Source organism: Pseudomonas tensinigenes (assembly GCF_014268445.2).
In the GTDB taxonomy this organism is placed as follows: Bacteria; Pseudomonadota; Gammaproteobacteria; order Pseudomonadales; family Pseudomonadaceae; genus Aquipseudomonas; species Aquipseudomonas tensinigenes.
Map to the genome: position 1 here is coordinate 1,253,477 of NZ_CP077089.1, position 25,936 is coordinate 1,279,412.

30 protein-coding genes are annotated in these 25,936 nt (G+C 58.9%); 17 read left to right on the top strand and 13 right to left on the bottom strand.

Annotated features, from left to right (window positions below; genetic code table 11):
* The first annotated feature begins 205 nt into the window (after positions 1–205).
* Genes HU718_RS05350 through HU718_RS05370 form a run of 5 tightly spaced genes read left to right on the top strand, consistent with a single transcriptional unit; the run spans position 206 to position 3,975 of the window.
* Positions 206–613 carry a FagA protein gene (locus HU718_RS05350; protein ID WP_095119482.1) on the top strand — a complete coding sequence of 136 codons (408 nt, stop codon included), beginning with the start codon at positions 206–208 and terminating at the stop codon, positions 611–613.
* A complete protein-coding gene (locus HU718_RS05355) occupies positions 594–1,970 on the top strand; it encodes a class II fumarate hydratase (protein ID WP_186616584.1) in 1,377 nt (458 codons plus the stop codon). Before HU718_RS05350 ends, HU718_RS05355 begins: the two co-directional genes overlap by 20 nt.
* A 27-nt stretch (positions 1,971–1,997) precedes the next feature.
* Positions 1,998–2,438 carry a DUF2753 family protein gene (locus HU718_RS05360; protein ID WP_110719038.1) on the top strand — a complete coding sequence of 147 codons (441 nt, stop codon included), beginning with the start codon at positions 1,998–2,000 and terminating at the stop codon, positions 2,436–2,438.
* Between the two features lies 1 nt (position 2,439).
* Complete coding sequence (locus HU718_RS05365) at positions 2,440–3,051, top strand: superoxide dismutase (RefSeq protein ID WP_110719039.1); 612 nt, start codon at positions 2,440–2,442, stop codon at positions 3,049–3,051.
* A gap of 30 nt (positions 3,052–3,081) precedes the next feature.
* The gene (locus HU718_RS05370) at positions 3,082–3,975 is read left to right on the top strand and encodes a ZIP family metal transporter (protein WP_186616585.1); all 894 of its coding nucleotides are present in this window, start codon (positions 3,082–3,084) and stop codon (positions 3,973–3,975) included.
* A gap of 94 nt (positions 3,976–4,069) precedes the next feature.
* Here the strand turns inward: HU718_RS05370 and HU718_RS05375 are convergent, their stop codons facing one another.
* The 10 genes from HU718_RS05375 to HU718_RS05420 all read right to left on the bottom strand — a co-directional run bounded on the left by HU718_RS05375 (position 4,070) and on the right by HU718_RS05420 (position 11,093).
* Positions 4,070–4,345: an HPr family phosphocarrier protein gene (locus tag HU718_RS05375; RefSeq protein ID WP_008085079.1), complete on the bottom strand. Its 276-nt coding sequence runs from the start codon at positions 4,343–4,345 to the stop codon at positions 4,070–4,072.
* Between the two features lie 15 nt (positions 4,346–4,360).
* Positions 4,361–5,218 carry an RNase adapter RapZ gene (gene rapZ / locus HU718_RS05380; RefSeq protein WP_038357533.1) on the bottom strand — a complete coding sequence of 286 codons (858 nt, stop codon included), beginning with the start codon at positions 5,216–5,218 and terminating at the stop codon, positions 4,361–4,363.
* A 2-nt stretch (positions 5,219–5,220) separates the two neighbouring features.
* Positions 5,221–5,685, bottom strand: a complete 465-nt coding sequence (gene ptsN / locus HU718_RS05385; protein ID WP_077571129.1) for a PTS IIA-like nitrogen regulatory protein PtsN — start codon at positions 5,683–5,685, stop codon at positions 5,221–5,223.
* An 11-nt stretch (positions 5,686–5,696) separates the two neighbouring features.
* Entirely contained in the window at positions 5,697–6,005 is a 309-nt protein-coding gene (gene hpf / locus HU718_RS05390) for a ribosome hibernation-promoting factor, HPF/YfiA family (protein WP_093435973.1), read from the bottom strand.
* A 73-nt stretch (positions 6,006–6,078) separates the two neighbouring features.
* Positions 6,079–7,569 carry an RNA polymerase factor sigma-54 gene (locus HU718_RS05395; RefSeq protein ID WP_102900685.1) on the bottom strand — a complete coding sequence of 497 codons (1,491 nt, stop codon included), beginning with the start codon at positions 7,567–7,569 and terminating at the stop codon, positions 6,079–6,081.
* A gap of 187 nt (positions 7,570–7,756) precedes the next feature.
* The gene (lptB, locus tag HU718_RS05400; RefSeq protein ID WP_008085069.1) at positions 7,757–8,482 is read right to left on the bottom strand and encodes an LPS export ABC transporter ATP-binding protein; all 726 of its coding nucleotides are present in this window, start codon (positions 8,480–8,482) and stop codon (positions 7,757–7,759) included.
* The gene (gene lptA / locus HU718_RS05405; protein ID WP_095119478.1) at positions 8,482–9,027 is read right to left on the bottom strand and encodes a lipopolysaccharide transport periplasmic protein LptA; all 546 of its coding nucleotides are present in this window, start codon (positions 9,025–9,027) and stop codon (positions 8,482–8,484) included. The genes lptB and lptA overlap by 1 nt, the downstream gene beginning before the upstream one ends.
* Positions 9,014–9,586, bottom strand: a complete 573-nt coding sequence (gene lptC / locus HU718_RS05410; RefSeq protein WP_038357537.1) for an LPS export ABC transporter periplasmic protein LptC — start codon at positions 9,584–9,586, stop codon at positions 9,014–9,016. Before lptC ends, lptA begins: the two co-directional genes overlap by 14 nt.
* An 8-nt stretch (positions 9,587–9,594) precedes the next feature.
* Positions 9,595–10,119 carry a KdsC family phosphatase gene (locus tag HU718_RS05415; protein WP_095119477.1) on the bottom strand — a complete coding sequence of 175 codons (525 nt, stop codon included), beginning with the start codon at positions 10,117–10,119 and terminating at the stop codon, positions 9,595–9,597.
* Complete coding sequence (locus tag HU718_RS05420) at positions 10,119–11,093, bottom strand: KpsF/GutQ family sugar-phosphate isomerase (protein WP_110719041.1); 975 nt, start codon at positions 11,091–11,093, stop codon at positions 10,119–10,121. The genes HU718_RS05415 and HU718_RS05420 overlap by 1 nt, the downstream gene beginning before the upstream one ends.
* A gap of 275 nt (positions 11,094–11,368) precedes the next feature.
* Here HU718_RS05420 and HU718_RS05425 point away from each other — a divergent pair, with 275 nt between their 5' ends.
* The 11 genes from HU718_RS05425 to HU718_RS05475 all read left to right on the top strand — a co-directional run bounded on the left by HU718_RS05425 (position 11,369) and on the right by HU718_RS05475 (position 20,865).
* Entirely contained in the window at positions 11,369–12,178 is an 810-nt protein-coding gene (locus HU718_RS05425) for an ATP-binding cassette domain-containing protein (protein ID WP_007912403.1), read from the top strand.
* A complete protein-coding gene (gene mlaE / locus HU718_RS05430; RefSeq protein ID WP_003221704.1) occupies positions 12,178–12,975 on the top strand; it encodes a lipid asymmetry maintenance ABC transporter permease subunit MlaE in 798 nt (265 codons plus the stop codon). The genes HU718_RS05425 and mlaE overlap by 1 nt, the downstream gene beginning before the upstream one ends.
* A complete protein-coding gene (gene mlaD, locus HU718_RS05435; protein ID WP_007912400.1) occupies positions 12,975–13,442 on the top strand; it encodes an outer membrane lipid asymmetry maintenance protein MlaD in 468 nt (155 codons plus the stop codon). The genes mlaE and mlaD overlap by 1 nt, the downstream gene beginning before the upstream one ends.
* A gap of 11 nt (positions 13,443–13,453) precedes the next feature.
* A complete protein-coding gene (locus HU718_RS05440; RefSeq protein ID WP_095119475.1) occupies positions 13,454–14,101 on the top strand; it encodes an MlaC/ttg2D family ABC transporter substrate-binding protein in 648 nt (215 codons plus the stop codon).
* The gene (locus HU718_RS05445) at positions 14,098–14,403 is read left to right on the top strand and encodes an STAS domain-containing protein (RefSeq protein ID WP_150792348.1); all 306 of its coding nucleotides are present in this window, start codon (positions 14,098–14,100) and stop codon (positions 14,401–14,403) included. Before HU718_RS05440 ends, HU718_RS05445 begins: the two co-directional genes overlap by 4 nt.
* Before the next feature lie 115 nt (positions 14,404–14,518).
* On the top strand, positions 14,519–14,758 hold the full coding sequence (locus HU718_RS05450) for a BolA family protein (protein WP_007912386.1): 240 nt from the start codon (positions 14,519–14,521) through the stop codon (positions 14,756–14,758).
* Positions 14,759–14,780: 22 nt separating this feature from the next.
* Positions 14,781–16,046, top strand: a complete 1,266-nt coding sequence (gene murA / locus HU718_RS05455; protein ID WP_007912385.1) for a UDP-N-acetylglucosamine 1-carboxyvinyltransferase — start codon at positions 14,781–14,783, stop codon at positions 16,044–16,046.
* Positions 16,047–16,170: 124 nt separating this feature from the next.
* Positions 16,171–16,806, top strand: coding sequence for an ATP phosphoribosyltransferase (hisG, locus tag HU718_RS05460; RefSeq protein ID WP_007912384.1), 636 nt, complete (start codon positions 16,171–16,173; stop codon positions 16,804–16,806).
* 125 nt (positions 16,807–16,931) lie between these two features.
* Entirely contained in the window at positions 16,932–18,269 is a 1,338-nt protein-coding gene (gene hisD, locus HU718_RS05465) for a histidinol dehydrogenase (protein ID WP_186616586.1), read from the top strand.
* A gap of 3 nt (positions 18,270–18,272) precedes the next feature.
* The gene (gene hisC, locus HU718_RS05470) at positions 18,273–19,325 is read left to right on the top strand and encodes a histidinol-phosphate transaminase (RefSeq protein WP_186616587.1); all 1,053 of its coding nucleotides are present in this window, start codon (positions 18,273–18,275) and stop codon (positions 19,323–19,325) included.
* 394 nt (positions 19,326–19,719) lie between these two features.
* Positions 19,720–20,865 carry an integrase core domain-containing protein gene (locus HU718_RS05475; protein ID WP_186616588.1) on the top strand — a complete coding sequence of 382 codons (1,146 nt, stop codon included), beginning with the start codon at positions 19,720–19,722 and terminating at the stop codon, positions 20,863–20,865.
* A 67-nt stretch (positions 20,866–20,932) separates the two neighbouring features.
* On the opposite strand, the gene HU718_RS05480 is transcribed toward HU718_RS05475, so the two are convergent.
* From HU718_RS05480 to algW, 3 genes are all read right to left on the bottom strand, one after another.
* Positions 20,933–21,652: a DUF4198 domain-containing protein gene (locus HU718_RS05480; RefSeq protein ID WP_150705947.1), complete on the bottom strand. Its 720-nt coding sequence runs from the start codon at positions 21,650–21,652 to the stop codon at positions 20,933–20,935.
* A gap of 12 nt (positions 21,653–21,664) precedes the next feature.
* Positions 21,665–23,770: a TonB-dependent siderophore receptor gene (locus HU718_RS05485; RefSeq protein WP_186616551.1), complete on the bottom strand. Its 2,106-nt coding sequence runs from the start codon at positions 23,768–23,770 to the stop codon at positions 21,665–21,667.
* An 88-nt stretch (positions 23,771–23,858) separates the two neighbouring features.
* The gene (gene algW, locus HU718_RS05490; protein ID WP_038357545.1) at positions 23,859–25,016 is read right to left on the bottom strand and encodes a Do family serine endopeptidase AlgW; all 1,158 of its coding nucleotides are present in this window, start codon (positions 25,014–25,016) and stop codon (positions 23,859–23,861) included.
* A gap of 103 nt (positions 25,017–25,119) precedes the next feature.
* Here algW and HU718_RS05495 point away from each other — a divergent pair, with 103 nt between their 5' ends.
* Positions 25,120–25,878: a Nif3-like dinuclear metal center hexameric protein gene (locus HU718_RS05495; protein WP_186616550.1), complete on the top strand. Its 759-nt coding sequence runs from the start codon at positions 25,120–25,122 to the stop codon at positions 25,876–25,878.
* Positions 25,879–25,936 lie beyond the last annotated feature (58 nt).

The following is a 25,936-nucleotide window of genomic DNA, read 5'->3' on the forward strand; positions in this document are numbered from 1 at the left end:
GCGCCTTTTTTATTGGCTCCACACAAAACCAATGTGGGAGCGAGCCTGCTCGCGAAAGCGATTTTACTGCCGACCGCCAAGGTGACTGACACGACGCCTTCGCGAGCAGGCTCGCTCCCACCTGAAATCTGCAGTGCTTGGCACTCTTGTTTTGGTTCTCATTATCATCTAATAATAAATCTCATTATCGGATGAGCCCCGGATCATGAGTTCTGCCTTGCACGAGCAGCCGTACCTCGAAAGCTGGCGCTGGATGAGTCGCCAGATCCGTTGCGCGATGGATCCCGACGAGCCGCGCCTGATCGAACACTATCTGGCCGAAGGCCGGTATCTGGCCTGTTGTACGGCAACTTCTCCCTGGACCATCGCTGAAACTTCCTTCCGTTTGCTGCTCGACACGGCCACCGACATCGCCTTGCCGTGGCACTGGCGCAGCCTCTGTCTCGATCAAGCCTGGCGCCCGCTGCGTGAAATGGAGCGCCTGTCCCTGTGCAAATGCCGGCTCAACCGCTGGCAGCGCTACACCTGGCAGCTCGCCACTTGCGAGTTGCTTCCCTCGATTCCTCTCATTGAATTAGTCCAAGGATTTACCGATGACCAAGACACGTATTGAGCGCGACAGCATGGGCGAACTGCAGGTGCCGGTGGACGCGCTCTACGGCGCGCAGACCCAGCGCGCAGTGGATAACTTCCCGATCAGCGGCAAACCGATGCCGACGCAATTCATCCGCGCGCTGATCCTCGCCAAAGCCGCCGCAGCCCGCGCCAACGTCGAACTCAACCAGATCACTGCCGCTCAGGGCAAAGCCATCAGCGACGCCGCGCAAGGTTTGCTCGAAGGCGATTTCATGCAGCATTTCCCGGTGGATATCTTCCAGACCGGCTCCGGCACCAGTTCCAACATGAACGCCAATGAAGTGATTGCCACCCTGGCCAGCCGTTTGCTCGACGAGCCGGTCAACGCCAACGATCACGTCAACTGCGGCCAAAGCAGCAACGACATTATCCCGACCACCATCCACGTCAGCGCTGCGCTGGCCCTGCACGAACAACTGCTGCCGGCACTGCTGCACCTGGTGCAAGTGATCGAGCAGAAAGCCGGGCAGGTGCATCATCACGTCAAAACCGGCCGCACACATTTGATGGACGCGATGCCGGTGCGCATGAGCCAGGTACTCAATGGCTGGGCGCAGCAGCTCAAAGCCAACATCGCGCATTTGCAGGATTTGCTGCCGAGCCTGCAATCGCTGGCGCAGGGCGGCACGGCGGTCGGCACCGGGATCAACGCGCATCCTGAGTTCGCCGCACGTTTCAGTCGTCAGTTGAGCCAGTTGACCGACGTGCAATTCACCCCGGGCAAGGATCTGTTTGCGCTGATCGGCTCGCAAGACACCGCCGTCGCCGTCTCCGGCCAGCTCAAGGCCATCGCGGTATCGCTGATGAAAATCGCCAACGACCTGCGCTGGATGAACTCCGGCCCGCTCGCCGGCCTCGGCGAAATCGAACTCGAAGCTTTGCAGCCGGGTTCGTCGATCATGCCGGGCAAGGTCAATCCGGTGATCCCCGAAGCCACCGCCATGGTCGCTGCGCAAGTGATCGGCAACGATTCGGTGATCACCATCGCCGGCCAGTCGGGCAACTTCGAATTGAACGTGATGCTGCCGATCATTGCGCAGAACCTGTTGAGCAGTATCGAACTGCTGGCCAATTCCAGCCGCCTGCTCGGCGACAAAGCCATTGCCACCTTCAAGGTCAACGAATCGCGCCTGAAGGAAGCGTTGTCGCGCAATCCGATTCTGGTCACTGCGCTCAACCCGATCATCGGTTACCAGAAAGCCGCCGAAATCGCCAAGCAGGCCTACAAGGAAGGCCGCGCGGTGATCGACGTCGCCCTCGAACATACCGACCTGTCGCGCAGCCAACTGGAAGAGTTGCTCAATCCCGAGAAACTCACCGCCGGCGGCGTGTAAAACCTGTAACCGCTTTGGAGGCTCACCATGGAGCACTGGAAACGCACGATCGAACGGGCCAATCGCTGCTTCATGCTCGGCGAATTGATCGACGCCCGTGAGGCTTACCTGCAGGCCCTGGCCCTGGCGCAAGTGTTGTTCGAACGCTGGGCAGATGCCGACGAAGCGGTGGCGGCCTGCGTCATCTCCCATCACAACCTGGCGGACTTGCACCTGCGCCTGAATCAGCCTGAGGAGAGCGCCGAGTATCTCTGCGCCATCCACCAACGGCTGTTGCAGACCATGCAGGACGAACGCCTGCGCCTGGCATTGCGTGAAGCGGCGCTGCGCCAGAGCAGCAAGACCTACGTCGAGCTGCTGAATTTCATCAGCGAACACGGCGAATACCCGCGTACCCAGCGCCTGCTGCACCCGGATACCGGCAATGCGCGCCGCGCGCCTGCCCCACATCACCATGGAGTCCATTGAAATGGCTTTTACCTTGCCTGCCTTGCCTTACGCCTACGACGCCCTCGAGCCGCATATCGATGCGCAGACCATGGAAATTCACTACACCAAGCATCACCAGACCTACATCAACAACCTCAACGCCGCCGTTGAAGGCACTGAATACGCCGAATGGCCAGTGGAAAAACTCGTCGCCAGCGTCCAGCAACTGCCGGAAAAACTCCGTGCAGCGGTGATCAATCAGGGCGGCGGTCACGCCAACCATTCGCTGTTCTGGGAAGTCATGGTGCCCAACGGTGGCGGCAAGCCGGATGGCGCGCTGGCCAAGGCCATCGATGAACATCTGGGCGGCCTCGACAGCTTCAAGGAATCCTTCACCAAAGCCGCACTGACCCGTTTCGGCAGCGGCTGGGCCTGGCTCAGCGTGACCCCGGAGAAAAAGCTGATCGTGGAAAGCAGCGGCAATCAGGACAGCCCGTTGATGAATGGCAACACGCCGATTCTCGGTCTCGACGTCTGGGAGCACGCCTATTACCTGCGTTATCAGAACCGTCGTCCGGAATACATCAATGCGTTCTACAACGTGATCAATTGGCCTGAAGTGGCTGCGCGCTATCAGGCCGCACTGGTTTAAGTCTTCTATAAAAACAATCCAAGGCTGACTATGGGCACTGAAACACTGGCGATCGGAAGTGGGCGTATGTTTCGTTACGCAGTGGGATCGCTGTTGCTGTTGGCGGGCATGACCTTGCTGGTCGCCCACGGGCTGGAATGGCTGAATCTCGAGCCGAGGCTGTCGCGGGCGTTGCAGGGCGGCGCGATCTGCGCCCTCGGCACGGCGCTTGGCGCTGTCCCGGTGCTGGTGATTCGGCGCATGCCGCAGGCACTCAGTGATACCTTGCTGGGTTTTGGCGCCGGGGTGATGCTGGCGGCGACGGCATTTTCGTTGATCGTGCCGGGCATTGCTGCTGCCGAAAGTCTCGGCCTGACGCCGTGGGGCGCCAGTGGCCTGATCTGTTTCGGCATCATGCTCGGGGCGTTTGGCCTGTATCTGGTTGATCGCAAGGTGTCGGGTGCGTCCCCGGAAATGCTCGTCGGCACCGTCGAGCATCCGGTGATACCGCCGCGGATCTGGCTGTTCGTGTTCGCCATCATTGCCCATAACATCCCTGAAGGCATGGCCGTCGGCGTTTCTGCTGGCGGTAGCATGCCGGATGCGGACAGTCTGGCCATGGGCATCGCTTTGCAGGATGTGCCGGAGGGCCTGGTGATTGCGCTGGTGTTGGCCGGGGCGGGGATGTCGCGGGTCAAGGCGTTTCTGATCGGCGCGGCGTCAGGTCTGGTCGAGCCGGTGTTTGCGCTGTTGTGCGCGTGGCTGGTCAGTCTGGCACAGGTGTTGTTGCCACTAGGACTAGCGCTCGCGGCGGGGGCCATGTTGCTGGTGGTGACCCACGAAGTGATTCCCGAGTCGCGACGCAATGGTCACGACAAACTGGCCAGTCTTGGCCTGTTGATCGGGTTTTGTCTGATGATGGTGATGGATACGGCGTTGGGTTGAAGTCGTGCAAAAGATCGCAGCCTGCGGCAGTGCCTATAGGGAACGCATTCCAATGTAGGAGCTGCCGCAGGCTGCGATCTTTTGACTTTGGCTGTCAGCCGCCTTCGTCGAAGTAGTTGTTGATCAACGCCACCAGCGCATCCAGCGCTTCCTGTTCCTGATGCCCTTCAGTACTCAGATAGATCTTGGTGCCCTTGCCTGCCGCCAGCATCATCATCGCCATGATGCTTTTACCGTCAACCGTGGTCTCTGGTGTACGACCCACTCTGATCGTGCAATCCGGATACTGCCCGGCCACCCCGACAAACTTGGCCGATGCGCGGGCATGCAGGCCCAGCTTGTTGATGATTTCGATTTCCAGAGCAGGCATCGCGGTGTGAATCCTTTAAGTGAGGTCGCGGTGGCGAACCTGGACGTTCTTCAGGGTTTTCTGCAGGGCCTGACCCAGACGTTCGGTCAGGTAGACGGAGCGGTGATGCCCGCCGGTGCAGCCAATGGCAATGGTGACGTAGGCACGGTTGCTCGCGGCGAAACGCGGCAGCCATTTGTGCAGGTAGGTGAAGATGTCCTGAAACATTTCTTCGACCTCCGGCTGTGCCGCCAGGTATTCAGCCACCGGCGCATCGAGACCCGATTGCGCGCGCAGTTCCGGCTTCCAGTACGGATTGGGCAGGCAGCGCACATCGAACACCAGATCTGCATCCACCGGCATGCCGCGCTTGAAGCCGAAGGACTCGACCAGAAACGCGGTGCCCGGCTCCGGCTGATTCAGCAGGCGCAGCTTGATGGAGTCGCGCAGCTGGTACAGGTTGAGGTTGGTGGTGTTGATTTTCAGGTCGGCGAGGTCGGCGATCGGGCCGAGCAGGGCGGTTTCATCCTGGATCGCTTCGGCCAGCGAGCGATTGGCGTTGCTCAGTGGATGGCGACGGCGGGTTTCGGAGAAACGCTTGAGCAGGGTTTCTTCGTCGGCGTCCAGATACAGGACATCGCACTGGATGTGCTTGGCCCGGACATCTTCAAGCAACTCGGGAAAGCGCGTCAGATGGCTCGGCAAGTTACGCGCATCGATCGACACGGCCACCAGCGGTTGCGCCAGCTCAGTGTGAATCAGCGCGCGTTCGGCCAGTTCCGGCAGCAAGCCTGCGGGCAGGTTGTCGATGCAGTAATAGCCGTTGTCCTCAAGGACATCCAGAGCCGTACTTTTACCCGAGCCGGAACGGCCGCTGACGATGATCAAACGCATGATTAATGCCCGTTCTGCTCGCTCAGGACGACCTGATACAAGGCTTCGCTACTCGGTGCGCTACGCAGCTTTTCGCGCACTTCCTTACGATCCAGCATGCTGGCGATCTGACGTAGCAACTCCAGATGCGCATCGGTGGCGGCTTCCGGGACCAGCAAAACAAACAGCAGGTCAACCGGAGCGCCGTCAATGGCGTCGAAATCGATCGGAGCGTCAAGGTGCATCAGCGCGCTGATCGGCGCTTGGCAACCCTTGAGGCGGCAATGGGGGATGGCGATGCCGTTACCAAAACCGGTGGAACCGAGTTTTTCACGGGCAATCAACGCCTCGAAGACATCCTGCATGGCCAGATCCGGCACTTCGCGGGCGATCAGGTTGGCAATTTGTTCGAGGGCTTTCTTTTTACTGCCACCCGGCACGTTCACGAGGGAACGGCCGGGGGTCAGGATACTTTCAAGTCGGATCATGGAATGGGGGGTTATCGACCTGTCGCGCCCTGGAGGAGGCTTTGGGTCTTTTCCTTATGCTTTTTGAGTTGGCGATCCAGCTTGTCGGTCAGCAGGTCAATGGCGGCATACATGTCGTCATGCTCGGCATTGGCAACCACTTCTCCGCCGGGAATATGCAAGGTGGCTTCGATTTTCTGCTTCAGCTTTTCGACGCACATCGTGACTTGCACGTTGGTGATCTTGTCGAAATGGCGCTCTAATCGGTCGAGTTTTTCGTTGATGTAGGTGCGCAGAGGTTCGGTCACTTCCAGTTGGTGTCCACTGATGTTGACTTGCATACAGCTTCTCCTTCGTTGCCAGTGCATAAAGCGGCAGGCTGGATAGCCTGCCACTGGAACGCTGTAACGTGGCTTACATCAACCGCTTGCGTTCGCTCGAAGGCGCGATCCCGAGGGATTCGCGGTACTTGGCGACGGTGCGGCGAGCCACCTGAATGCCTTGTGCCTCCAGTAAACCAGCGATCTTGCTGTCACTCAACGGCTTTTTCTGATTTTCCGCGGCAACCAGTTTTTTGATGATCGCGCGAATCGCCGTGGACGAGCATTCGCCGCCTTCAGAGGTGCTGACGTGGCTGGAGAAAAAGTATTTCAGTTCATAAATACCGCGCGGGGTATGCATGAATTTCTGCGTGGTCACCCGCGAAATCGTCGATTCGTGCATGCCCACGGCTTCGGCGATGTCATGCAGCACCAGCGGCTTCATGGCTTCGTCGCCGTACTCCAGAAAACCGCGCTGATGTTCGACGATCTGGGTAGCAACTTTCATCAGGGTTTCGTTGCGGCTCTGCAGGCTCTTGATGAACCAGCGAGCTTCCTGCAACTGATTGCGCATGAACGTATTGTCGGCGCTGGTGTCGGCGCGACGGACAAAACCGGCGTACTGGGCGTTGACGCGCAGGCGTGGTACCGATTCCTGATTCAGCTCGACCAGCCAGCGCTCGTTGTCCTTGCGCACGATGACATCAGGGACTACGTATTCGGCTTCAGTGGACTCGATCTGTGAGCCCGGACGCGGATTGAGGCTTTGCACCAGCTCGATGACCTGGCGCAACTCGTCTTCCTTGAGCTTCATGCGCCGCATCAACTGGCTGTAGTCGCGGCCGCCGAGCAGGTCGATGTAATCGCTGACCAGGCGCTTCGCTTCAGTCAGCCAAGGCGTCTTGGCTGGCAGCTGGCGCAATTGCAGCAGCAGGCACTCGCCAAGATTGCGGGCGCCGATGCCGGCCGGTTCAAACTGCTGGATGCGGTGCAGGACGGCTTCGATTTCGTCCAGTTCGATGTCCAGTTCCGGATCGAACGCCTCAAGGATCTCTTCGAGGGTTTCGTCCAGGTAGCCCTGATTGTTGATGCAGTCGATCAGGGTCACGGCGATCAGGCGATCGGTGTCGGACATCGGCGCGAGGTTCAGTTGCCACAGCAGGTGGCTTTGCAGGCTCTCGCCAGCGGAGGTGCGGGTGGTGAAGTCCCACTCGTCATCATCGCTGCTGGGCAGGCTGCTGGCGCTGGTCTGGTAAACGTCTTCCCAGGCGGTGTCGACCGGAAGCTCGTTGGGAATGCGCTCGTTCCATTCGCCGTCCTCGAGGTTGTCCACCGTCGGGGCGGTTTCCTGATAGGAGGGTTCCTGGATTTCGGTGGGTTTCTGTTCGGCGTTGTCGGCCATGGGGTCGGAATTGTCGAAGTCGTCGCCTTCTTCCTGGCGTTCGAGCATCGGATTGGATTCCAGAGCCTCCTGGATTTCCTGTTGCAGATCCAGGGTCGACAATTGGAGCAGGCGGATGGCCTGTTGCAGCTGCGGTGTCATCGTCAGCTGCTGGCCCATTCTCAAGACTAGCGATGGTTTCATGGCAGGGGCTTAACACCTTATTCGCCGGCGCTATGCGCCATCCACTACAGGGCGCCGGGGCGCCAAACTTAAGCAAATTATATGCCTGAAACTGAAGTGTTTGCCTAGAGCGCTGTAACAATTAAAGCGTATTAATTCCTGCTTGAATCGATACAGCGCCCGGGCGGCGCACCGGGCACTGTTACGCTTACAAGCGGAACTCGTGACCCAGATACACTTCCTTGACCAGATCGTTGGCCAGGATGGTTTCTGCATCGCCTTCAGCAATGAGTTGGCCATCGTTGACGATGTAAGCGGTTTCGCAGATGTCCAGCGTCTCACGGACGTTGTGGTCGGTGATCAATACACCGATGCCCTTGGCCTTGAGGTGGTGGATGATCTGCTTGATGTCGCCGACCGAAATCGGGTCGACACCGGCAAACGGTTCGTCGAGCAGGATGAATTTCGGTGCCGTTGCCAGCGCGCGAGCGATTTCCACCCGGCGGCGTTCACCACCGGACAGGCTCATGCCGAGGTTGTCGCGGATGTGGCTGATGTGGAATTCCTGCAGCAGGCTTTCCAGCTCTTTGCGGCGACCGGCCTTGTCGAGTTCCTGACGGGTCTCGAGGATGGCCATGATGTTGTCAGCCACCGACAGTTTGCGGAAGATCGACGCTTCTTGCGGCAGATAGCCGATGCCAGCCTTTGCACGGCCGTGCATCGGCTGGTGGCTGACGTCCAGATCATCGATCAGTACGCGGCCCTGATCGGCCTGCACCAGGCCGACGATCATGTAGAAACACGTGGTCTTGCCGGCACCGTTCGGGCCGAGCAGACCAACGATCTGGCCGCTGTCGATCGACAGGCTGACATCACGCACGACCTGGCGGCTTTTATAGGCCTTGGCCAGGTGCTGAGCTTTCAGAGTTGCCATTACTGGGTTTTCTCGTCGGTTTTCTTCTTCGGCTGGATCACCATGTCGATGCGCGGACGCGCCTCGGTGACCTTGCTTCCGGTAGCGCGACCGGCGCTGGCCAGTTTCTTCACGGTGTCATAGACGATTTTCTCGCCCTGAGTGACGTTGCCGTCTTTGTCGACGACCTTGGCCTTGTCGATCAGCACGACGCGGTTTTGCTGGGCGTGGTATTGAATCGTCACGCCGTAGCCCTGAACCGGTTTGGCGTCGCCCTGGGTCTGCAACTGCTCGAAGTAAGCCAGATTGCCCACGGAGGTCACTACGTCGATATCGCCATTCGGCGCGCGAGTCATGGTGACGGTGTTGCCTTTAACGATCATCGAGCCCTGGGTGATGATCACATCACCTTTATAGGTAGCGATGCCGTTCTTGTCATCCAGTTGGGCGTCGTCGGCCTGAATGCGGATAGGTTGCTGCTGATCGTTCGGCAGAGCCCAGGCGCTCACGCTTCCCAGTGCTGCGCCCAGACTGAGCAAAATAGGGAGGGTTTTAACGAGCCTCATACTGTCCTCTTACGTTCGATAGCAGGTGTATCCTGCTTTCCTTCAGGTACGCTTTCATTCCAACGCCAGTCGATACACCGCCAGCGCCGTCGATTCTAACGGGTTGCTCGGTCTGCGCATATTCCTGCTGCGGGAACACGGTCATGCGAGTGGAAGTGATCAGGATGTCACGCTTCTTTTCATCGGTGCGCGCAACGCGTACCGAATCGATCAGTTCGACTTCGGTGCCGCCTGAGTTCACTTCACCGCGCTCACTGGTCACGTGCCACGGAAATTCCGTTCCGCGATACATGTTCAGGTCGGGTTTGGTCACGAGCGTGACGTCAGTTGCCTTCACGTGCTCGGCTTTCTCGGACGTCATTTCATACTGCACCTTGCCATCCGGCAGGTATTGCAGGGTATGGGTGTTGGTTGCATACCAGTCGATAGGCGTTTCCACCGAGGTGACCGGTGGTTTGTCGAGAAAGCGTTCCGGGCTGATATTCCAGTAGCCGACCGCTGCGAAAATCGCAGCGATGCAGCCGAACAGCAGGAAGTTACGAAATTTTTTGCTGAACATGGTTTGGCTCACAGGTACGCGGCGTTGGCCGCATCGAGGCGGCCCTGGGCGCGCAGGATCAATTCACAGAATTCGCGGGCAGCACCTTCGCCCCCGCGAGCCCGGGTAACGCCATGGGCGTGTTCACGGACAAAATCAGCAGCGTTGGCTACGGCCATGCCCAGACCGACCCGGCGGATCACTGGCAGGTCGGGCAGGTCGTCACCGAGATAGGCGACCTGTTCATAGCTTAGGCCCAGTTGCTCAAGCAGGCCGTCGAGAACGACCAATTTGTCTTCGCGTCCCTGAAACAGGTGGGGGATGCCGAGGTTTTTCGCCCGGCGTTCGACCACTGGAGTCTTGCGACCACTGATGATGGCGGTCTGCACGCCGGCGTTCATCAGCATCTTGATGCCCTGACCGTCGAGGGTGTTGAAGGTCTTGAATTCGCTACCGTCTTCAAGGAAGTACAGGCGACCGTCGGTGAGAACGCCGTCGACGTCGAAAACCGCCAGTTTGATCGCTTTGCCGCGTTGCAGCAGATCGTTGCTCATTACATCACTCCTGCGCGCAGCAGATCGGAGAGGTTGAAGGCACCGACCGGGCGATCATCTTCATCCACAACGACCAGTGCGTTGATTCGGTGGTCTTCCATGATTTTCAGGGCTTCGGCGGCGAGCATTTCGGGCCGGGCAGTCTTGCCGTGGGCCGTCATTACCTGGTCGATGGTGGCGCTGCGAATGTCGATGCTGCGATCCAGGGTGCGGCGCAAATCGCCGTCGGTGAAGATCCCGGCGAGTTTGCCATCGGCTTCAAGGATGACGGTCATGCCCAGACCCTTGCGGGTCATTTCCATCAGCGCGTCCTTGAGCAGCGTACCGCGTTGTACTTGCGGCAACTCCTGCCCGGCGTGCATGACGTTCTCCACTTTCAACAGCAGGCGACGGCCAAGGGCGCCACCCGGATGAGAAAAGGCGAAGTCTTCGGCAGTGAAACCGCGCGCTTCCAGCAACGCGACGGCCAGCGCATCACCCATGACCAAAGCTGCGGTGGTCGAGGAGGTCGGCGCCAGGTTCAGCGGACAGGCTTCGTGCTCGACGTGAACGTTGAGATTGACCTCGGCCGCCTTGGCCAGCGGCGATAGCGGGTTGCCGGTGAGGCTGATCAACTGGATGCCCAGACGTTTGATCAGCGGCAGCAGGGTGACGATTTCGTTGGTCGAGCCGGAATTCGACAGGGCCAGAATCACGTCATCACGAGTGATCATGCCCATGTCGCCATGGCTGGCCTCGGCCGGGTGCACGAAAAAAGCCGGGGTGCCGGTGCTGGCCAGGGTCGCGGCAATCTTGTTGCCGATGTGCCCGGATTTGCCCATGCCGACCACAACTACACGGCCCTTGCTGGCCAGAATCATCTCGCAAGCGCGTACGAAATCGGCGTCGATATGGGGCAACAAGCCTTGTACGGCTTCCACTTCGAGTTGGATGGTGCGTTGTGCCGATTGAATCAGGTCGCTGGATTGGCTCATGTCAGAAATCGTATAGCCCGATGAAAAGGCGGCGATTATAGCGGTTATGTGGCAAAGCCTCACGCAAGTTCGTCGTGCTTTGTCATTACTCGTTACCAAAACCCGGTAAAAGAGCCTGCGCACCTGTCATATCGCCGAACTCAGGCTGGTACAAGCCTTGGGCGCGTAGCCTTTGCAGTGATATAGTTCGCCGCCAGTTCGGCCTGCCCGGGATGTACGTACTTTTTAAGTAAAGACAGGTGTCCGAGTGAGAGGCTGCATCGCAAGGAGTTTAGATGAGTGCCGATAACGCCTACGCGGTCGAGCTGAAGGGAGTCTCCTTCAAGCGCGGTGCGCGCAGCATTTTCAATAACGTCGATATTCGCATACCGCGCGGCAAGGTCACCGGCATCATGGGGCCTTCCGGGTGTGGCAAGACCACGCTGCTGCGATTGATGGGCGCACAATTGCGTCCTGCCAGCGGCGAAGTCTGGGTCAACGGCCAGAACCTGCCTGCGCTTTCGCGCAGCGATCTGTTCGATGCGCGAAAGCACATGGGTGTGCTGTTTCAAAGCGGCGCGCTGTTCACCGATCTCGATGTGTTCGAGAACGTGGCTTTCCCCCTGCGTGTTCATACCGATTTGCCGGAAGAAATGATCCGCGACATCGTCCTGCTCAAATTGCAGGCGGTCGGTCTGCGCGGTGCCATCGAGTTGATGCCGGATGAGCTGTCCGGTGGCATGAAGCGCCGCGTCGCACTGGCGCGGGCGATTGCGCTCGATCCGCAGATCCTCATGTACGACGAACCGTTCGTCGGGCAGGACCCGATCGCCATGGGCGTGCTGGTCCGTCTGATTCGCCTGCTCAACGATGCGCTGGGGATCACCAGTATCGTGGTGTCCCACGATCTGGCGGAAACCGCGAGCATCGCCGACTACATCTATGTCGTCGGTGATGGTCAGGTACTGGGGCAGGGTACGCCGGACGAGTTGATGAACTCGGACGAGCCGCGTATCCGTCAGTTCATGACCGGTGATCCCGATGGCCCGGTGCCGTACCATTTTCCAGCGACGGATTACCGCGCAGATCTTCTGGGGAAGCGCTGATGCGCAGAATTTCATTAATAGAACGCGTGCGCCGGTTCGGCGAGGCGGCGATCGACGCCGTCGCGGTGTTCGGTCGGGCGACGCTGTTCCTGTTTCATGCCTTGCTGGGGCGTGGCGGGATCAGCGGCGGTTTCGGCCTGTTGGTCAAACAACTGCATTCGGTCGGCGTGATGTCGCTGGTGATCATCGTCGTTTCCGGGATTTTCATCGGCATGGTGCTGGCGCTGCAGGGCTTCAGCATTCTGTCGAGCTACGGTTCGGAGCAGGCGGTGGGGCAGATGGTTGCGCTGACCTTGCTGCGTGAGCTGGGTCCGGTGGTGACGGCACTGTTGTTTGCCGGTCGTGCCGGGTCGGCGCTGACCGCAGAGATCGGCAACATGAAGTCGACCGAACAGCTTTCCAGTCTGGAAATGATCGGCGTCGATCCGCTCAAGTACATCATTGCCCCGCGCCTGTGGGCCGGCTTCATTTCCCTGCCGGTACTGGCAATGATTTTCAGCGTCGTGGGCATCTGGGGTGGTTCTTGGGTGGCCGTCGACTGGCTGGGTGTGTATGAAGGCTCTTATTGGGCGAACATGCAGAACAGCGTGAACTTCACCAGTGACGTGCTCAATGGCGTGATCAAAAGCATCGTTTTCGCCTTTGTAGTGACCTGGATCGCCGTATTCCAAGGCTATGACTGTGAGCCCACTTCCGAGGGCATCAGTCGCGCCACCACCAAGACTGTAGTGTTTGCCTCGCTGGCAGTGCTCGGCCTGGACTTTATTCTGACCGCTTTGATGTTTGGAGATTTCTGATGCAAAACCGCACCCTGGAAATCGGTGTCGGCCTGTTCCTGCTGGCAGGGATCCTGGCTTTGTTGCTGCTTGCTTTGCGGGTCAGTGGTCTGTCTCCGACGTCGACCACCGACACCTATAAACTGTATGCCTACTTCGACAATATCGCCGGTTTGACGGTCAGAGCCAAAGTGACCATGGCCGGTGTGACTATCGGCAAGGTCACGGCAATCGATCTGGATCGCGACAGCTTCACCGGTCGGGTAACCCTGCAAGTGGATAAAAAGGTCGACAACCTGCCGACCGACTCCACAGCGTCTATCCTGACCGCTGGTCTGCTGGGCGAGAAGTACATTGGTATCAGCGTAGGCGGGGAAGACAAGCCGCTGAAGGATGGTGGAACCATTCACGACACGCAGTCGTCACTGGTACTGGAAGACCTTATCGGTAAATTCCTGCTCAATACCGTTAGCAAAGACGCCAAATGAGGAGCTTTTGAATGATCTCTATCTTGCGACGTAGCCTGTTGGTGTTACTGGCGGCTCTGCCGTTGATGGGTAACGCCGTGGCTGCTGCAACTTCGGCACATGATCTGGTGCAGGACACGACCAGCCGGTTGCTGGCCGATCTGGCTGCCAACAAAGAGAAATACAAGCAGGACCCGACCGACTTCTACACAGCGCTCAACAACATCGTCGGGCCGGTGGTGGATGCCGAAGGCATTTCCAAGAGCATCATGACGGTCAAGTACTCGCGCAAGGCCACGCCAGCGCAGATGCAGACCTTCCAGGAAAACTTCAAGAAAGGTTTGTTCCAGTTCTACGGCAACGCCTTGCTCGAGTACAACAACCAGGGCATTACCGTTGACCCTGCCAAGGACGAATCGGGCGATCGCACCAGCGTCAACATGACCGTCAAGGGAAGCAGCGGCGCAATCTATCCTGTGCAATACACGCTGGAGAAGATCAACGGCGAGTGGAAACTGCGCAACGTGATCATCAACGGCATCAACATCGGCAAACTGTTCCGCGATCAGTTCGCTGACGCGATGCAGCGCAATGGCAACGATCTGGACAAGACCATCAATGGTTGGGCCGGTGAAGTGGCCAAGGCCAAGGAAGCCACCGAAAAGAATCCAGCACAATGAGTGAGGCCGCAGTTCGTATGAGTGATGTCGACGAGCTTCTGCTCAGCGGAGTGCTGGACTATCGCACCGGCGCCGACCTGCGCAAGCAAGGCCAGACGCTGATCAAGTCCAGCAAGGCTGCTTCGCTGGTGATCGACTGCTCGGCGGTGAAGAAGTCCAGCAGCGTCGGCTTGTCGTTGCTGCTGTGCTTCATGCGCGATGCGAATGCGGCCGGAAAGGCTGTCAGCATCCGCGCGATGCCCGAAGACATGCGCGAAATCGCTCAGGTCAGTGAACTGACCGAACTGTTGGCGCACCCCTGAAACAGCATCTATAAAGAAGCCCCCCGTCAGAGTCCTGCCATGCGGGGTTCGCAGGCGCGGGGCTTTTTTGTATGATGTCCGACCCGTGCGCACAGGGCGCCGATTGAGGTTGAGCATGCAGGCCGTAGAAGTGAAGAGCTTCCTTGAAGGAAAGCTGCCCGGAACGTTGGTAGAAGTTGAGGGCGAAGGCTGCAATTTCCAGCTGAACGTGATTAGCGATGAACTGGCGGCGTTGAGCCCGGTGAAGCGTCAGCAGCAGATCTATGCCCATTTGAACCCATGGATCACCGATGGCAGCATCCATGCGGTCACTATGAAATTTTTCAGCAGCGCGGCCTGGGCCGAGCGCACCTGAGCCTAAGGGCGTCGAGATTCTTATGGATAAATTGATTATTACCGGTGGCGCTCGTCTTGATGGCGAGATCCGCATTTCCGGCGCAAAAAACTCCGCCCTGCCGATCCTGGCTGCCACGCTGCTGTGCGATGGCCCGGTGACCGTTGGCAATCTGCCGCACCTGCACGACATCACCACCATGATCGAGCTGTTCGGTCGCATGGGCATCGAGCCGGTGATCGACGAGAAACTCAGCGTCGAAATCGATCCGCGCACCATCAAGACCCTGATCGCGCCGTACGAACTGGTGAAAACCATGCGTGCCTCGATCCTGGTACTGGGCCCGATGGTTGCCCGTTTCGGTGAAGCCGAAGTGGCACTGCCTGGCGGTTGCGCCATCGGTTCGCGTCCGGTTGACCTGCACATCCGTGGTCTCGAAGCCATGGGCGCGGTGATCGACGTCGAAGGCGGCTACATCAAGGCCAAGGCGCCGGAAGGCGGCCTGCGCGGTGCGCACTTCTTCTTCGATACCGTCAGCGTGACCGGTACCGAGAACATCATGATGGCCGCCGCTCTGGCCAAGGGCCGCAGCGTGTTGCAGAACGCCGCTCGCGAACCTGAAGTGGTTGACCTGGCGAACTTCCTCAACGCCATGGGCGCCAAGGTTTCCGGTGCTGGCACCGACACCATCACCATCGATGGCGTCGAGCGTCTGGGTTCGGCTTTCTATAAGGTCATGCCTGACCGTATCGAAACCGGCACCTACCTGGTTGCCGCTGCCGTGACAGGTGGTCGCGTCAAGGTCAAGGATACCGATCCGACCATCCTCGAAGCCGTTCTGGAAAAACTCCGTGAAGCCGGCGCAGAAATCACCTGCGGTGAAGACTGGATCGAGCTGAACATGCACGGCAAGCGTCCGAAAGCAGTCAACGTGCGCACCGCGCCGTACCCTGCATTCCCGACTGACATGCAAGCGCAGTTCATCTCGCTCAACGCCATTGCCGAAGGCACCGGTGCGGTGATCGAGACGATCTTCGAAAACCGTTTCATGCACGTGTACGAACTGCACCGCATGGGCGCCAAGATCCAGGTCGAAGGCAACACTGCCATCGTCACCGGTACTGAAGTCCTCAAGGGCGCGCCAGTGATGGCCACCGACCTGCGGGCTTCGGCCAGTCTGGTGATCTCGGCACTGGTTGCCGAAGGCGACACGCTGATCGACCGCATCTACCACATCGACCGTGGTTACGAGTGCATCGAAGAAAAACTGCAGATGCTGGGCGCCAAGATCCGTCGCGTTCCGGGCTGATAGCTGCATTGGGACACAGGGACGTGTCCACTGATTTTAAGAGTCGAGCCGGTTTCCGGCTCGATGTGTGTCCGGCGCCGATTGCGACCGGACATGAGTACCTTGATAAGGACTGACGTTTCCCATGTTGACCATCGCACTGTCCAAGGGCCGCATCCTTGACGACACCCTGCCGCTTCTCGCCGAAGCGGGCATTGTGCCGACCGAGAATCCGGACAAGAGCCGCAAGCTGATCATTCCCACGACGCAGGACGACGTTCGTCTGCTGATCGTGCGTGCCACCGATGTGCCGACTTACGTTGAGCATGGCGCGGCTGACCTCGGCGTTGCCGGTAAAGACGTGTTGATGGAATACACCGGCCAGGGCCTGTACGAGCCACTGGATCTGCAGATCGCCCAGTGCAAGCTGATGACCGCCGGCAAGATCGGCGCGCCTGAGCCCAAGGGCCGTCTGCGCGTGGCGACCAAGTTCGTCAACGTCGCCAAGCGTTATTACGCCGAGCAGGGCCGTCAGGTCGATATCATCAAGCTCTACGGCTCGATGGAGCTGGCGCCGCTGATCGGTCTGGCCGACAAGATCATCGACGTGGTCGACACCGGCAACACCCTGCGCGCCAACGGCCTGGAACCTCAGGAACTGATCGCCACGATCAGCTCGCGCCTGGTCGTCAATAAAGCTTCGATGAAAATGCAACACGCCCGAATCCAGGCGTTGATCGATACCCTGCGCAACGCAGTGGAATCGCGACACCGCGGCTGATTTACCTGCGCGCCGTTAAGTCGCGCCCGTCTATCCGCCTCATAGCCAGAATCTCAGGTGCCCAAGCGGAAACGACTGCTAAGTTAGGGCGCCTGAGTTTTTGCCATTCCTATGAGGCTCTCGCTATGACCGCAACGACTGCAATTCGCCGACTCAACGCTGCTGACCCGGATTTCGCGCATCATCTGGATCATCTGCTGAGCTGGGAAAGTGTGTCTGACGACTCGGTCAATCAGCGCGTGCTGGACATCATCAAGGCTGTGCGCGAACGCGGTGACGCGGCGTTGGTCGAGTTCACCCAGAAGTTCGACGGCCTCGAAGTCGCCTCGATGGCTGACCTGATCCTGCCGCGTGAACGTCTGGAACTGGCCCTGACCCGCATCACCGTGCCACAGCGCGAAGCACTGGAAAAAGCCGCCGCTCGCGTGCGCAGCTACCACGAAAAACAGAAGCAGGATTCCTGGAGCTACACCGAGGCTGACGGCACCGTGCTCGGCCAGAAGGTCACGCCGCTGGATCGCGCCGGCCTGTACGTGCCGGGTGGCAAGGCGTCGTATCCGTCGTCGGTGTTGATGAATGCGATTCCGGCCAAGGTCGCTGGCGTGACCGAAGTGGTCATGGTCGTGCCGACCCCGCGCGGTGAAATCAACGAGCTGGTGCTGGCGGCTGCGTGCATCGCTGGCGTTGACCGAGTGTTCACCATCGGTGGCGCACAAGCTGTCGCTGCCTTGGCTTACGGCACCGAAAGCGTGCCGAAAGTCGACAAAGTCGTTGGCCCGGGCAACATCTATGTCGCTACCGCCAAGCGTCACGTGTTCGGTCAGGTCGGCATCGACATGATCGCCGGCCCTTCGGAAATCCTCGTGGTGTGCGACGGCCAGACCGATCCGGACTGGATCGCCATGGACCTGTTCTCGCAAGCCGAGCACGACGAAGACGCGCAGGCGATTCTGGTCAGCCCGGACGCCGAGTTCCTCGACAAGGTCGCCGCGAGCATCGACAAATTGCTGCCGACCATGGACCGCGCGACCATCATCGAAACCTCGATCAATGGCCGTGGTGCGCTGATTCACGTGAAGGACATGGCGCAAGCCATCGAAGTCGCCAACCGTATCGCCCCGGAACACTTGGAGCTGTCGGTCGCTGACCCACAGGCCTGGCTGCCGCAGATCCGCCACGCCGGCGCGATCTTCATGGGCCGTCACACCTCCGAAGCGCTGGGCGACTACTGCGCAGGCCCGAACCACGTACTGCCGACGTCCGGCACTGCGCGCTTCTCTTCGCCGCTGGGCGTGTACGACTTCCAGAAGCGTTCGTCGATCATCTTTTGCTCCGAGGCCGGTGCTTCCGAGCTGGGCAAGACAGCGTCGGTTCTGGCCCGTGGCGAATCGCTGAGTGCGCACGCGCGCAGTGCCGAATACCGCATCAAAGACGAAGACTTTCTAAAAGGGCAGGGGAACTGAGCGATGAGTAAATTCTGGAGCCCGTTCGTCAAGGATCTGGTGCCGTACGTGCCGGGCGAACAGCCGAAGCTGACCAAACTGGTCAAGCTCAACACCAACGAAAACCCCTACGGCCCATCGCCAAAAGCCTTGGCGGCGATGCAGGTCGAGCTTAACGATAACCTGCGTCTGTACCCGGACCCGAACAGTGACCTGCTGAAAACTGCCGTCGCCCAGTATTACGGCGTGCAGAGCAATCAGGTGTTCCTCGGCAACGGTTCGGATGAAGTGCTCGCGCACATTTTCCATGGCTTGCTGCAACACGATCAGCCACTGCTGTTCCCGGACATCAGCTACAGCTTCTATCCGGTTTACTGCGGTCTGTATGGCATCAAGTTTGATGCAGTGCCGCTGGACGCGCAGTTCCAGATCAACCCGGCGGACTATGCCAAGCCGAATGGCGGGATCATTTTCCCTAACCCGAACGCGCCAACCGGTTGCCTGCTGGCACTGGACGCGGTCGAGCAAATCCTCAAGGCCAGCCCGGATTCGGTGGTGGTCGTAGACGAGGCCTATATCGACTTCGGCGGCGAAACCGCAATCAGTCTGGTGGACCGGTATCCGAACCTGCTGGTGACACAAACCCTGTCCAAGTCGCGTTCGCTGGCTGGTTTGCGCGTTGGTTTTGCGGTCGGCCATCCCGATCTCATCGAGGCGCTGGAGCGGATCAAGAACAGCTTCAACTCTTATCCACTCGATCGTCTGGCGATTGTCGGTGCGGCAGCGGCGTTCGAAGATCGTGAGTATTTCGACAAGACTTGCCGTCTGGTCATCGAGAGCCGTGAGTGGGTGATTGCGCAGTTGCAGACCAAGGGTTTTGAAGTGTTGCCGTCGGCGGCGAACTTCATCTTCGCCCGGCACCCGCAGCATGATGCGGCGGGGCTGGCGGCCAAACTGCGTGAGCAGGGCGTGATTGTGCGGCACTTCAAGCAGGAGCGGATTGCGCAATTTTTGCGGATTTCGATTGGTACGCCAGAGCAGAATCAGGCGCTTATCGATGGGCTTGGCGATCTCTAAAAGCAAAAGCCCCTCACCCTAACCCTCTCCCAGAGGGAGAGGGGACTGATTGGGGGATATTGCAGAGTTTCGCCGACGTGAAAGTGCCGTACCGAATCCATAATCGACTCGGTCTTTCAGGTCGACGTACTTCGCAAGACAACTCGGTCGGCCCCCTCTCCCAGAGGGAGAGGGGACTGATCGGGGGATGCTCCCGAGTTGCACCGACCTGAACTTGCTTTACCGAATCCATAATCGACTCGGTAATTCAGGTCGATGCATGACGCCTTACAACTCGGTCGGCTCCCTCTCCCTCCGGGAGAGGGCTGGGGTGGGTAAAGACCGGGTACATCCTTTACGTTTGAGACCGGGGACATGGTTTACAGGTATTAATCATGGTCAGGAGGTGCTGACCATGCCCTGGAATCAAGAGTCCCCAATGGATCAACGAGTGAAGTTAGTCAGTGACTGGCTTGGCGGCAGCTACACCAAGAGCCAATTAAGCCGGCGCTATGGCGTCAGCCGTCCAACCATCGACAAATGGCTGGAACGATATGCAGCGTTGGGCGTAGATGGCTTGAAAGAGCAATCGCGCAAGCCGTTGAACTGTCCTCATCAAACGCCCGACGAAATCATTGCCACGCTGCTGGCCAAGAAAAACGAACATCCCGATCGGGGACCCAAGCAGATCATTGGTCGCCTGCGCGATTCCGATCCGCATATCCAATGGCCGGCGGCGAGTACCGCCGGGGAGTGGTTGAAGAAAGCTGGTTTGGTGGTGGCGCGACGGCCCTATCCCCCGCGTCCCCGTGCTCCAACACATTTGCGTCCGGTCGACGCGCCCAACCAGACTTGGTGTGCTGATTACAAAGGGCAGTTCAAAATGCAGGACGGTAATTGGTGCTATCCGCTGACCATTACCGATCAGATGAGCCGTTTTTTATTCGTCTGTCGCGCTTTGCCCAGTACGCACGGAGCGCCTACGCGGGAAGGCTTCGAGTGGGCTTTTCGAGAATATGGGCTGCCGGATGTGATCCGCACTGACAATGGCGCTCCTTTTGCGTCGACAGGTCTGGCGCGACTTTCGAAGTTATCGGTTTGGTTCATCAGGCTTGGAATCCATGTCGAAACGATTACGCCTGGCCGTCCCGACCAAAATGGTCGACATGAACGGATGCATCGAACGCTAAAGGCAGCAGTGCCACCGGCGGAAAACCTGGTGCGCCAGCAGTTGGCTTTTCAGGACTTCATCCAAGACTTCAACCACCACCGACCGCACACCGCGCTGGGCATGAAACCGCCGGCATCTGTCTATAGCCCGTCGACACGCGCTTATCCCGGTTACTTGCCTGCGCTTGAATACGGTTCCGATGTTGAAGTGCGCAAGGTTCGGTCAAATGGGGAAATTAAATGGAAAGGACAGCTGATTTTTCTAGGAGAGGCTCTGATTGGAGAGGACATCGCGCTGAAGGAAGTGGCTGATGACGCTTGGGAACTGTACCTTTGCAGCCACTGTTTAGGCAGGCTTGAAAGCGGCGCAAAACGCGTTTCAAGCCTGTAAAGGTGTAAACGATGTCCCCGGTCTAATTTGTAAAGGATGTACCGGTCTCTACAGTGAGGGTGCGCTTTTACTCGTGATGCGCTTCGCCAAGGAACGTCAGTGAGGTGAACAAGCCGCGACTATCCACATCCGCGCTGCCCTTCACCGGCACCTCAACCTGTGCCGCAATCACATTCAACCCTTCATTCCTCACCAACACCTGCGCCCGACCATCCTTGTCAGTCTCGGTGCTCAACGTGTTCGGCGCACTGCGATAGTCGCCAATCAGCTTCACCCCTGCCGCCGGTTTGCCATCGAGCAACACCCGCACCGGCAATGACTTGCCCGGCCCAACCGTCAGCGGATCAACCTCCGGCAGAATCAGCAACTTGATCTGATCCAGCTTCGGCAACTTCGCCCCCGGCTGATAAATCGCCAGGCTGTACTTGAACGTCTCGGTGGCCTCAATGGCGCCCGGCACTTTGCTGCGACCTTGGTTGATCCATTTTTTGTCAGCCGTCTGCGACCACATGCCATTGTTCAATGCCACGGCCATCACCGCAGGCGCCTTCAAAGGTTTCAAACGAGCATGATCCGCCAGACGCTCGACGCTGACCGGAATCATCTTGCCGCCCGCATCGTAGGCCCAGGCACCGCTGACCTTCTGCGCTTTGAACGCGTTGTCCTCAGCGCCGTGACCGTAGACCACTTCGATATTGCCGCGCCGTTGCTCCGTCCACAGGCCATGGGCCGAGACCTGTCCCGTGAACAGCGCAGCGATGAGCACAAAGGTTTTGCCGTATTGCATGGTGACGTCCTTTTACAGGTTGAGTGTCAGGCTGACGGTGAAATTGCGCGGTTCGCCGGGGTTGACCCAGTAGTTGCTGTAGGAGCGCTCGTAATACTTTTCGTCGAAGAGATTGTTGAGGTTGAGGCCGACAGTGACGTTGTCGCTGGCCTTGTAATGCGCGAGCAGGTCGACGGTCTGGTAGGCCGGTAATTCGAAGTCGCTGCCGGATTCGCCTGAGCGATCACCGACATAGGTGAACGCCGCGCCGACGTCCGAGCCGCGCAAATGCCCATCCTGAAACTCATAAACGCCGAGCAGGCTGCCGCTACGCTTGGCCACGCCGAGGATGCGGCTGCCGGTGGCAATCACCGCGTCGCCCTTGGTCACTTCGGCGTCGATGTAGGCGAAGGCGCCGATGATTCGCACCGCATCGGTGACTTGCCCGGTGACCTGCCAATCGAAACCGCGACTGCGTGCCTTGCCCATGGCGCGGCTGGTGTCGGTGGCCGGGTCGAGGGCGAGGACGTTTTCCTTGTCGATGTGGAAGAAGGCGAGGGTGCTGCTCAGGCGCTCATCGAACAGTTCGTTCTTGATCCCGACTTCATAGCCGACGCCTTCTTCCGGATCGAAGGATTTGCCGGAGGCGTCGAGGCCATTGTTCGGTTTGAAAGAGGTCGAGGCGTTGGCGAACAACCCGGTTTCCGGCGTCAGTTGATACAGCAGGCCGACACGCTGCGTGAGGGCGTCGTGGCGCTGGTTGCTGGTGGCGTTGCGACTGTGATCATCGATGTGCTGATCGAAATGCTCGAAACGCGCACCGATCATCCCGCGCAGTTTGTCGGTGAAGATGATCTGATCCTGCAGGTTCAGTGCATGACTTTCGACCTGTTCGAAAAAATCAGTGCCCGAGCGTGCGCCGTTGGGTTTTGGCTGGCCGTAGACCGGCTTATAGATGTCGATGGCGTAAGGGCCACCGGCAATCGTGGTAACGCGCTCGTTCTTGCGGAAGTTTTCGTACTCTGTGCCGATCAGCAGTTCGTGCTGCCAAGGGCCGAGGTCGAACAGACCGCGCAGTTCCAGTTGGGTGATGCTGTCATGCCAGTTCGTGTCGCGTTCGCGATAGCGGCGGTTGACGGTGTGGCCATCGGCGTTCAGCGGGCGGGATTCGGAGGCGTCGCCCCAGAGTTTGCCTTCCTTGTAATGGCTGGCCAGGCGCAACTTCCAGTTGTCGTTGAGATGATGTTCCAGCGTGGCCTGCAGCAAATTGTTGTGGTTGTCGATGTTGCCGTCGTTGGGTTCGCCGAGGAAGGTCGAACGCGAGACGCCGCTCCATTTGTTGTTCGGCGCGACGATGCCGCGATCGAACGTGGAGCTGTGACGGACGATTTCGCTTTCCACCAACAGCGACGTGTCCGGGTTCAATTGCCAACTGATCGACGGCGCGACGAATACACGTTTGCTGTCAACGTGATCGCGAAAACTGTTGTTGTCTTCGACCGCGAGGTTGATCCGCGAGAGCACATTGCCCTGATCATCCAGCGGCGTGTTGACGTCCAGCGCGGTGCGATAGCGGTCCCAACTGCCGGCGCTGGTTTGCAACGTGGTGAAAGCTTCGGGCTGTGGTTTCTTGGTGACGATGTTAACCGTGCCGCCGGGATCGCCGCGACCGTAGAGGCTTGCGGCCGGGCCTTTGAGCACTTCGATGCGCTCGATATTGGCTGCATCCGGCGTGCTCGGATAACCCCGGTTGGCGCTGAAACCGTCCTTGTAGAACTCCGAAGTGGTGAAGCCGCGCACGCTGTACTCGTAAAGGGTCAGGCCGCCGAAGTTGTTTTGCTTGGATACGCCGCCGGCAAAATCCAGCGCGCGCTCGACACTGCTGCTGCCCAGATCCTTGAGCACGCTGGCCGGTACGACGCTGATGGCTTGAGGAATGTCGCGGATCGCGGTGTCGGTTTTGGTTGCGCTGGATGAGCGTGTGGCGCGATAGCCCTTGACCGGGCCGGTCGGCGATTCGTAGTCGGAGATGACGCTGATGGCGTCGAGTTCGAGGGGTTTGGGTTCTTCGGCGAAGGCTGGATCGACCAGCAAACCGAGGCTCAGGCCGAGCAGGGAGGCCTTTGTTCGAGACGACATGTTATGTTGTTCCAATTCTTAGAGTTGAAACAATATAACATGCCTGTTGAGAATGTCTTTTATTCGCGCGCTTGGCGCGAAAAAAGTTTTATTCTTCTTTTTCTTTCACCGGCGCCGGTGGTGGGCGCAGGCCGATTTCAGCCGTGAGCTTCAGCTCTTTGCCGTTGCGCATCACCTGAATCGTCACTTTGTCCGTCGGTTTGATCCGTGCAACCTGATTCATTGAACGACGGCCATCGCCCGCAGGCTCGCCATCAATGCTCAGAATCACGTCGCCCAATTGCAGGCCTGCCTTCTGTGCCGGGCCATCCCGGAAGATCCCCGCAACGACAATTCCCGGACGCCCGGACAGACCAAACGACTCAGCCAGTTCCTGGGTCAGCGGCTGCACTTCAATGCCCAGCCAGCCACGAATCACCTGACCGTGTTCGATGATCGACTTCATCACTTCCATCGCCAGTTTCACCGGGATCGCGAAGCCGATGCCTTGCGAGCCGCCGGACTTGGAGAAGATCGCCGTGTTGATGCCGGTCAGATTGCCGTTGGCATCGACCAGCGCACCACCGGAGTTGCCCGGGTTGATTGCCGCGTCGGTCTGGATAAAGTCTTCGTAGTTGTTCAGGCCCAACTGATTACGCCCGGTGGCGCTGATGATGCCCATGGTCACAGTCTGGCCAACGCCGAACGGGTTGCCGATGGCCAGTGCGACGTCGCCGATGCGAATGTTGTCGGAGCGGCCAACGGTGATCGCTGGCAGGGTTTTCAGATCGATTTTCAGAACCGCGAGGTCAGTTTCCGGATCGCTGCCGATGACGCGGGCGAGGGTTTCGCGGCCATCCTTCAACGCCACGACAATCTGATCAGCACCGCTGGTCACGTGGTTGTTGGTCAGGATGTAGCCTTCCGGGCTCATGATCACGCCGGAGCCGAGGCTCGATTCCATGCGTTTCTGCTTCGGCGAGTTGTCACCAAAGAAGCGGCGGAACTGCGGATCTTCAAACAGCGGATGCGCCGGTTTGTTGATGACTTTGGTGGTGTAGAGGTTGACCACCGAAGGCGCGGCAATGGTCACCGCGTCGGCATAGGACACCGGGCCCTGTTGCACGCTGGTGGTTTGCGGGGCCTGTTGCAGGTTGACGTCGAGGCTCGGAAGCCCGACCCACTGCGGGTAACGCTGAATAATCAACAGAGCGATAAGCACACCGGCCAACAACGGCCAGCCGAAAAAACGCAGCGCCTTGAGCATTAAGCACGTCCTGGAAGAGTTGCAGGCGGGGTCAGACCGCCCATAATGTCGCGCATTATACGAGGCCGCGCGTGCCTCTGAACGGGATATTTAGGAGTCTTTCATGGCCGTTGCCCTCAGCACCCTCGTCGAAGAAGCCGACCGTTACCTCGGCAGTGCGAAAATTGCCGATTATTGCCCGAATGGATTGCAGGTTGAGGGCCGTCCTCAGGTGATGCGGATCGTCAGCGGCGTCACGGCCAGTCAGGCCTTGCTCGACGCTGCTGTTGAGGCCGAAGCGGATCTGGTGCTGGTGCATCACGGTTACTTCTGGAAGGGCGAAAACCCGTGCATCACTGGCATGAAGCAGCGTCGATTGAAGACGTTGCTCAAGCACGATATCAGTCTGCTTGCCTATCACTTGCCGTTGGATCTGCACCCGGACGTTGGCAATAACGTGCAGCTTGCTCGGCAATTGGACATCACTGTTGAAGGCCCGCTGGACCCGGATAATCTGAAAATCGTCGGTCTGGTCGGTTCGCTGAAAGAACCGCTGACCGCTCGCGATTTCGCCCGCAAGGTGCAGGAAGTCATGGGCCGCGAACCCTTGCTGATTGAAGGTAATCCGATGATTCGTCGGGTTGGCTGGTGCACTGGCGGCGGTCAGGGCTATATCGATCAGGCCGTCGCGGCGGGCGTCGATCTGTACCTGAGCGGTGAAGCGTCCGAGCAGACCTTCCACAGCGCCCGTGAGAACGACATCAGCTTTATTGCCGCCGGCCACCACGCCACCGAACGCTATGGCGTGCAGGCGCTGGGCGACTACTTGGCAAAACGCTTCGCCGTCGAACACATCTTCATCGACTGCCCGAATCCGATCTGAATCCACCACAAATTCCTGTGGGAGCGAGCCTGCTCGCGAAGGCGTCAGACTTTCAATA

Coding starts and splice junctions, on each gene's coding strand:
- lptB (WP_008085069.1), bottom strand. CDS start 8,482: ATGGCAACTCTGAAAGCTCAGCACCTGGCCAAGGCCTATAAAAGCCGC.
- HU718_RS05425 (WP_007912403.1), top strand. CDS start 11,369: ATGAGTGCCGATAACGCCTACGCGGTCGAGCTGAAGGGAGTCTCCTTC.
- HU718_RS05370 (WP_186616585.1), top strand. CDS start 3,082: ATGGGCACTGAAACACTGGCGATCGGAAGTGGGCGTATGTTTCGTTAC.
- HU718_RS05475 (WP_186616588.1), top strand. CDS start 19,720: ATGCCCTGGAATCAAGAGTCCCCAATGGATCAACGAGTGAAGTTAGTC.
- rapZ (WP_038357533.1), bottom strand. CDS start 5,218: ATGCGTTTGATCATCGTCAGCGGCCGTTCCGGCTCGGGTAAAAGTACG.
- HU718_RS05480 (WP_150705947.1), bottom strand. CDS start 21,652: ATGCAATACGGCAAAACCTTTGTGCTCATCGCTGCGCTGTTCACGGGA.
- hisC (WP_186616587.1), top strand. CDS start 18,273: ATGAGTAAATTCTGGAGCCCGTTCGTCAAGGATCTGGTGCCGTACGTG.
- HU718_RS05445 (WP_150792348.1), top strand. CDS start 14,098: ATGAGTGAGGCCGCAGTTCGTATGAGTGATGTCGACGAGCTTCTGCTC.
- HU718_RS05420 (WP_110719041.1), bottom strand. CDS start 11,093: ATGAGCCAATCCAGCGACCTGATTCAATCGGCACAACGCACCATCCAA.
- HU718_RS05495 (WP_186616550.1), top strand. CDS start 25,120: ATGGCCGTTGCCCTCAGCACCCTCGTCGAAGAAGCCGACCGTTACCTC.
- HU718_RS05375 (WP_008085079.1), bottom strand. CDS start 4,345: ATGCCTGCTCTGGAAATCGAAATCATCAACAAGCTGGGCCTGCATGCC.
- hisD (WP_186616586.1), top strand. CDS start 16,932: ATGACCGCAACGACTGCAATTCGCCGACTCAACGCTGCTGACCCGGAT.
- lptC (WP_038357537.1), bottom strand. CDS start 9,586: ATGTTCAGCAAAAAATTTCGTAACTTCCTGCTGTTCGGCTGCATCGCT.
- algW (WP_038357545.1), bottom strand. CDS start 25,016: ATGCTCAAGGCGCTGCGTTTTTTCGGCTGGCCGTTGTTGGCCGGTGTG.
- HU718_RS05440 (WP_095119475.1), top strand. CDS start 13,454: ATGATCTCTATCTTGCGACGTAGCCTGTTGGTGTTACTGGCGGCTCTG.
- HU718_RS05395 (WP_102900685.1), bottom strand. CDS start 7,569: ATGAAACCATCGCTAGTCTTGAGAATGGGCCAGCAGCTGACGATGACA.
- lptA (WP_095119478.1), bottom strand. CDS start 9,027: ATGAGGCTCGTTAAAACCCTCCCTATTTTGCTCAGTCTGGGCGCAGCA.
- HU718_RS05450 (WP_007912386.1), top strand. CDS start 14,519: ATGCAGGCCGTAGAAGTGAAGAGCTTCCTTGAAGGAAAGCTGCCCGGA.
- HU718_RS05485 (WP_186616551.1), bottom strand. CDS start 23,770: ATGTCGTCTCGAACAAAGGCCTCCCTGCTCGGCCTGAGCCTCGGTTTG.
- HU718_RS05350 (WP_095119482.1), top strand. CDS start 206: ATGAGTTCTGCCTTGCACGAGCAGCCGTACCTCGAAAGCTGGCGCTGG.
- hisG (WP_007912384.1), top strand. CDS start 16,171: ATGTTGACCATCGCACTGTCCAAGGGCCGCATCCTTGACGACACCCTG.
- mlaD (WP_007912400.1), top strand. CDS start 12,975: ATGCAAAACCGCACCCTGGAAATCGGTGTCGGCCTGTTCCTGCTGGCA.
- mlaE (WP_003221704.1), top strand. CDS start 12,178: ATGCGCAGAATTTCATTAATAGAACGCGTGCGCCGGTTCGGCGAGGCG.
- hpf (WP_093435973.1), bottom strand. CDS start 6,005: ATGCAAGTCAACATCAGTGGACACCAACTGGAAGTGACCGAACCTCTG.
- HU718_RS05365 (WP_110719039.1), top strand. CDS start 2,440: ATGGCTTTTACCTTGCCTGCCTTGCCTTACGCCTACGACGCCCTCGAG.
- HU718_RS05355 (WP_186616584.1), top strand. CDS start 594: ATGACCAAGACACGTATTGAGCGCGACAGCATGGGCGAACTGCAGGTG.
- HU718_RS05415 (WP_095119477.1), bottom strand. CDS start 10,119: ATGAGCAACGATCTGCTGCAACGCGGCAAAGCGATCAAACTGGCGGTT.
- murA (WP_007912385.1), top strand. CDS start 14,781: ATGGATAAATTGATTATTACCGGTGGCGCTCGTCTTGATGGCGAGATC.
- HU718_RS05360 (WP_110719038.1), top strand. CDS start 1,998: ATGGAGCACTGGAAACGCACGATCGAACGGGCCAATCGCTGCTTCATG.
- ptsN (WP_077571129.1), bottom strand. CDS start 5,685: ATGATCCGACTTGAAAGTATCCTGACCCCCGGCCGTTCCCTCGTGAAC.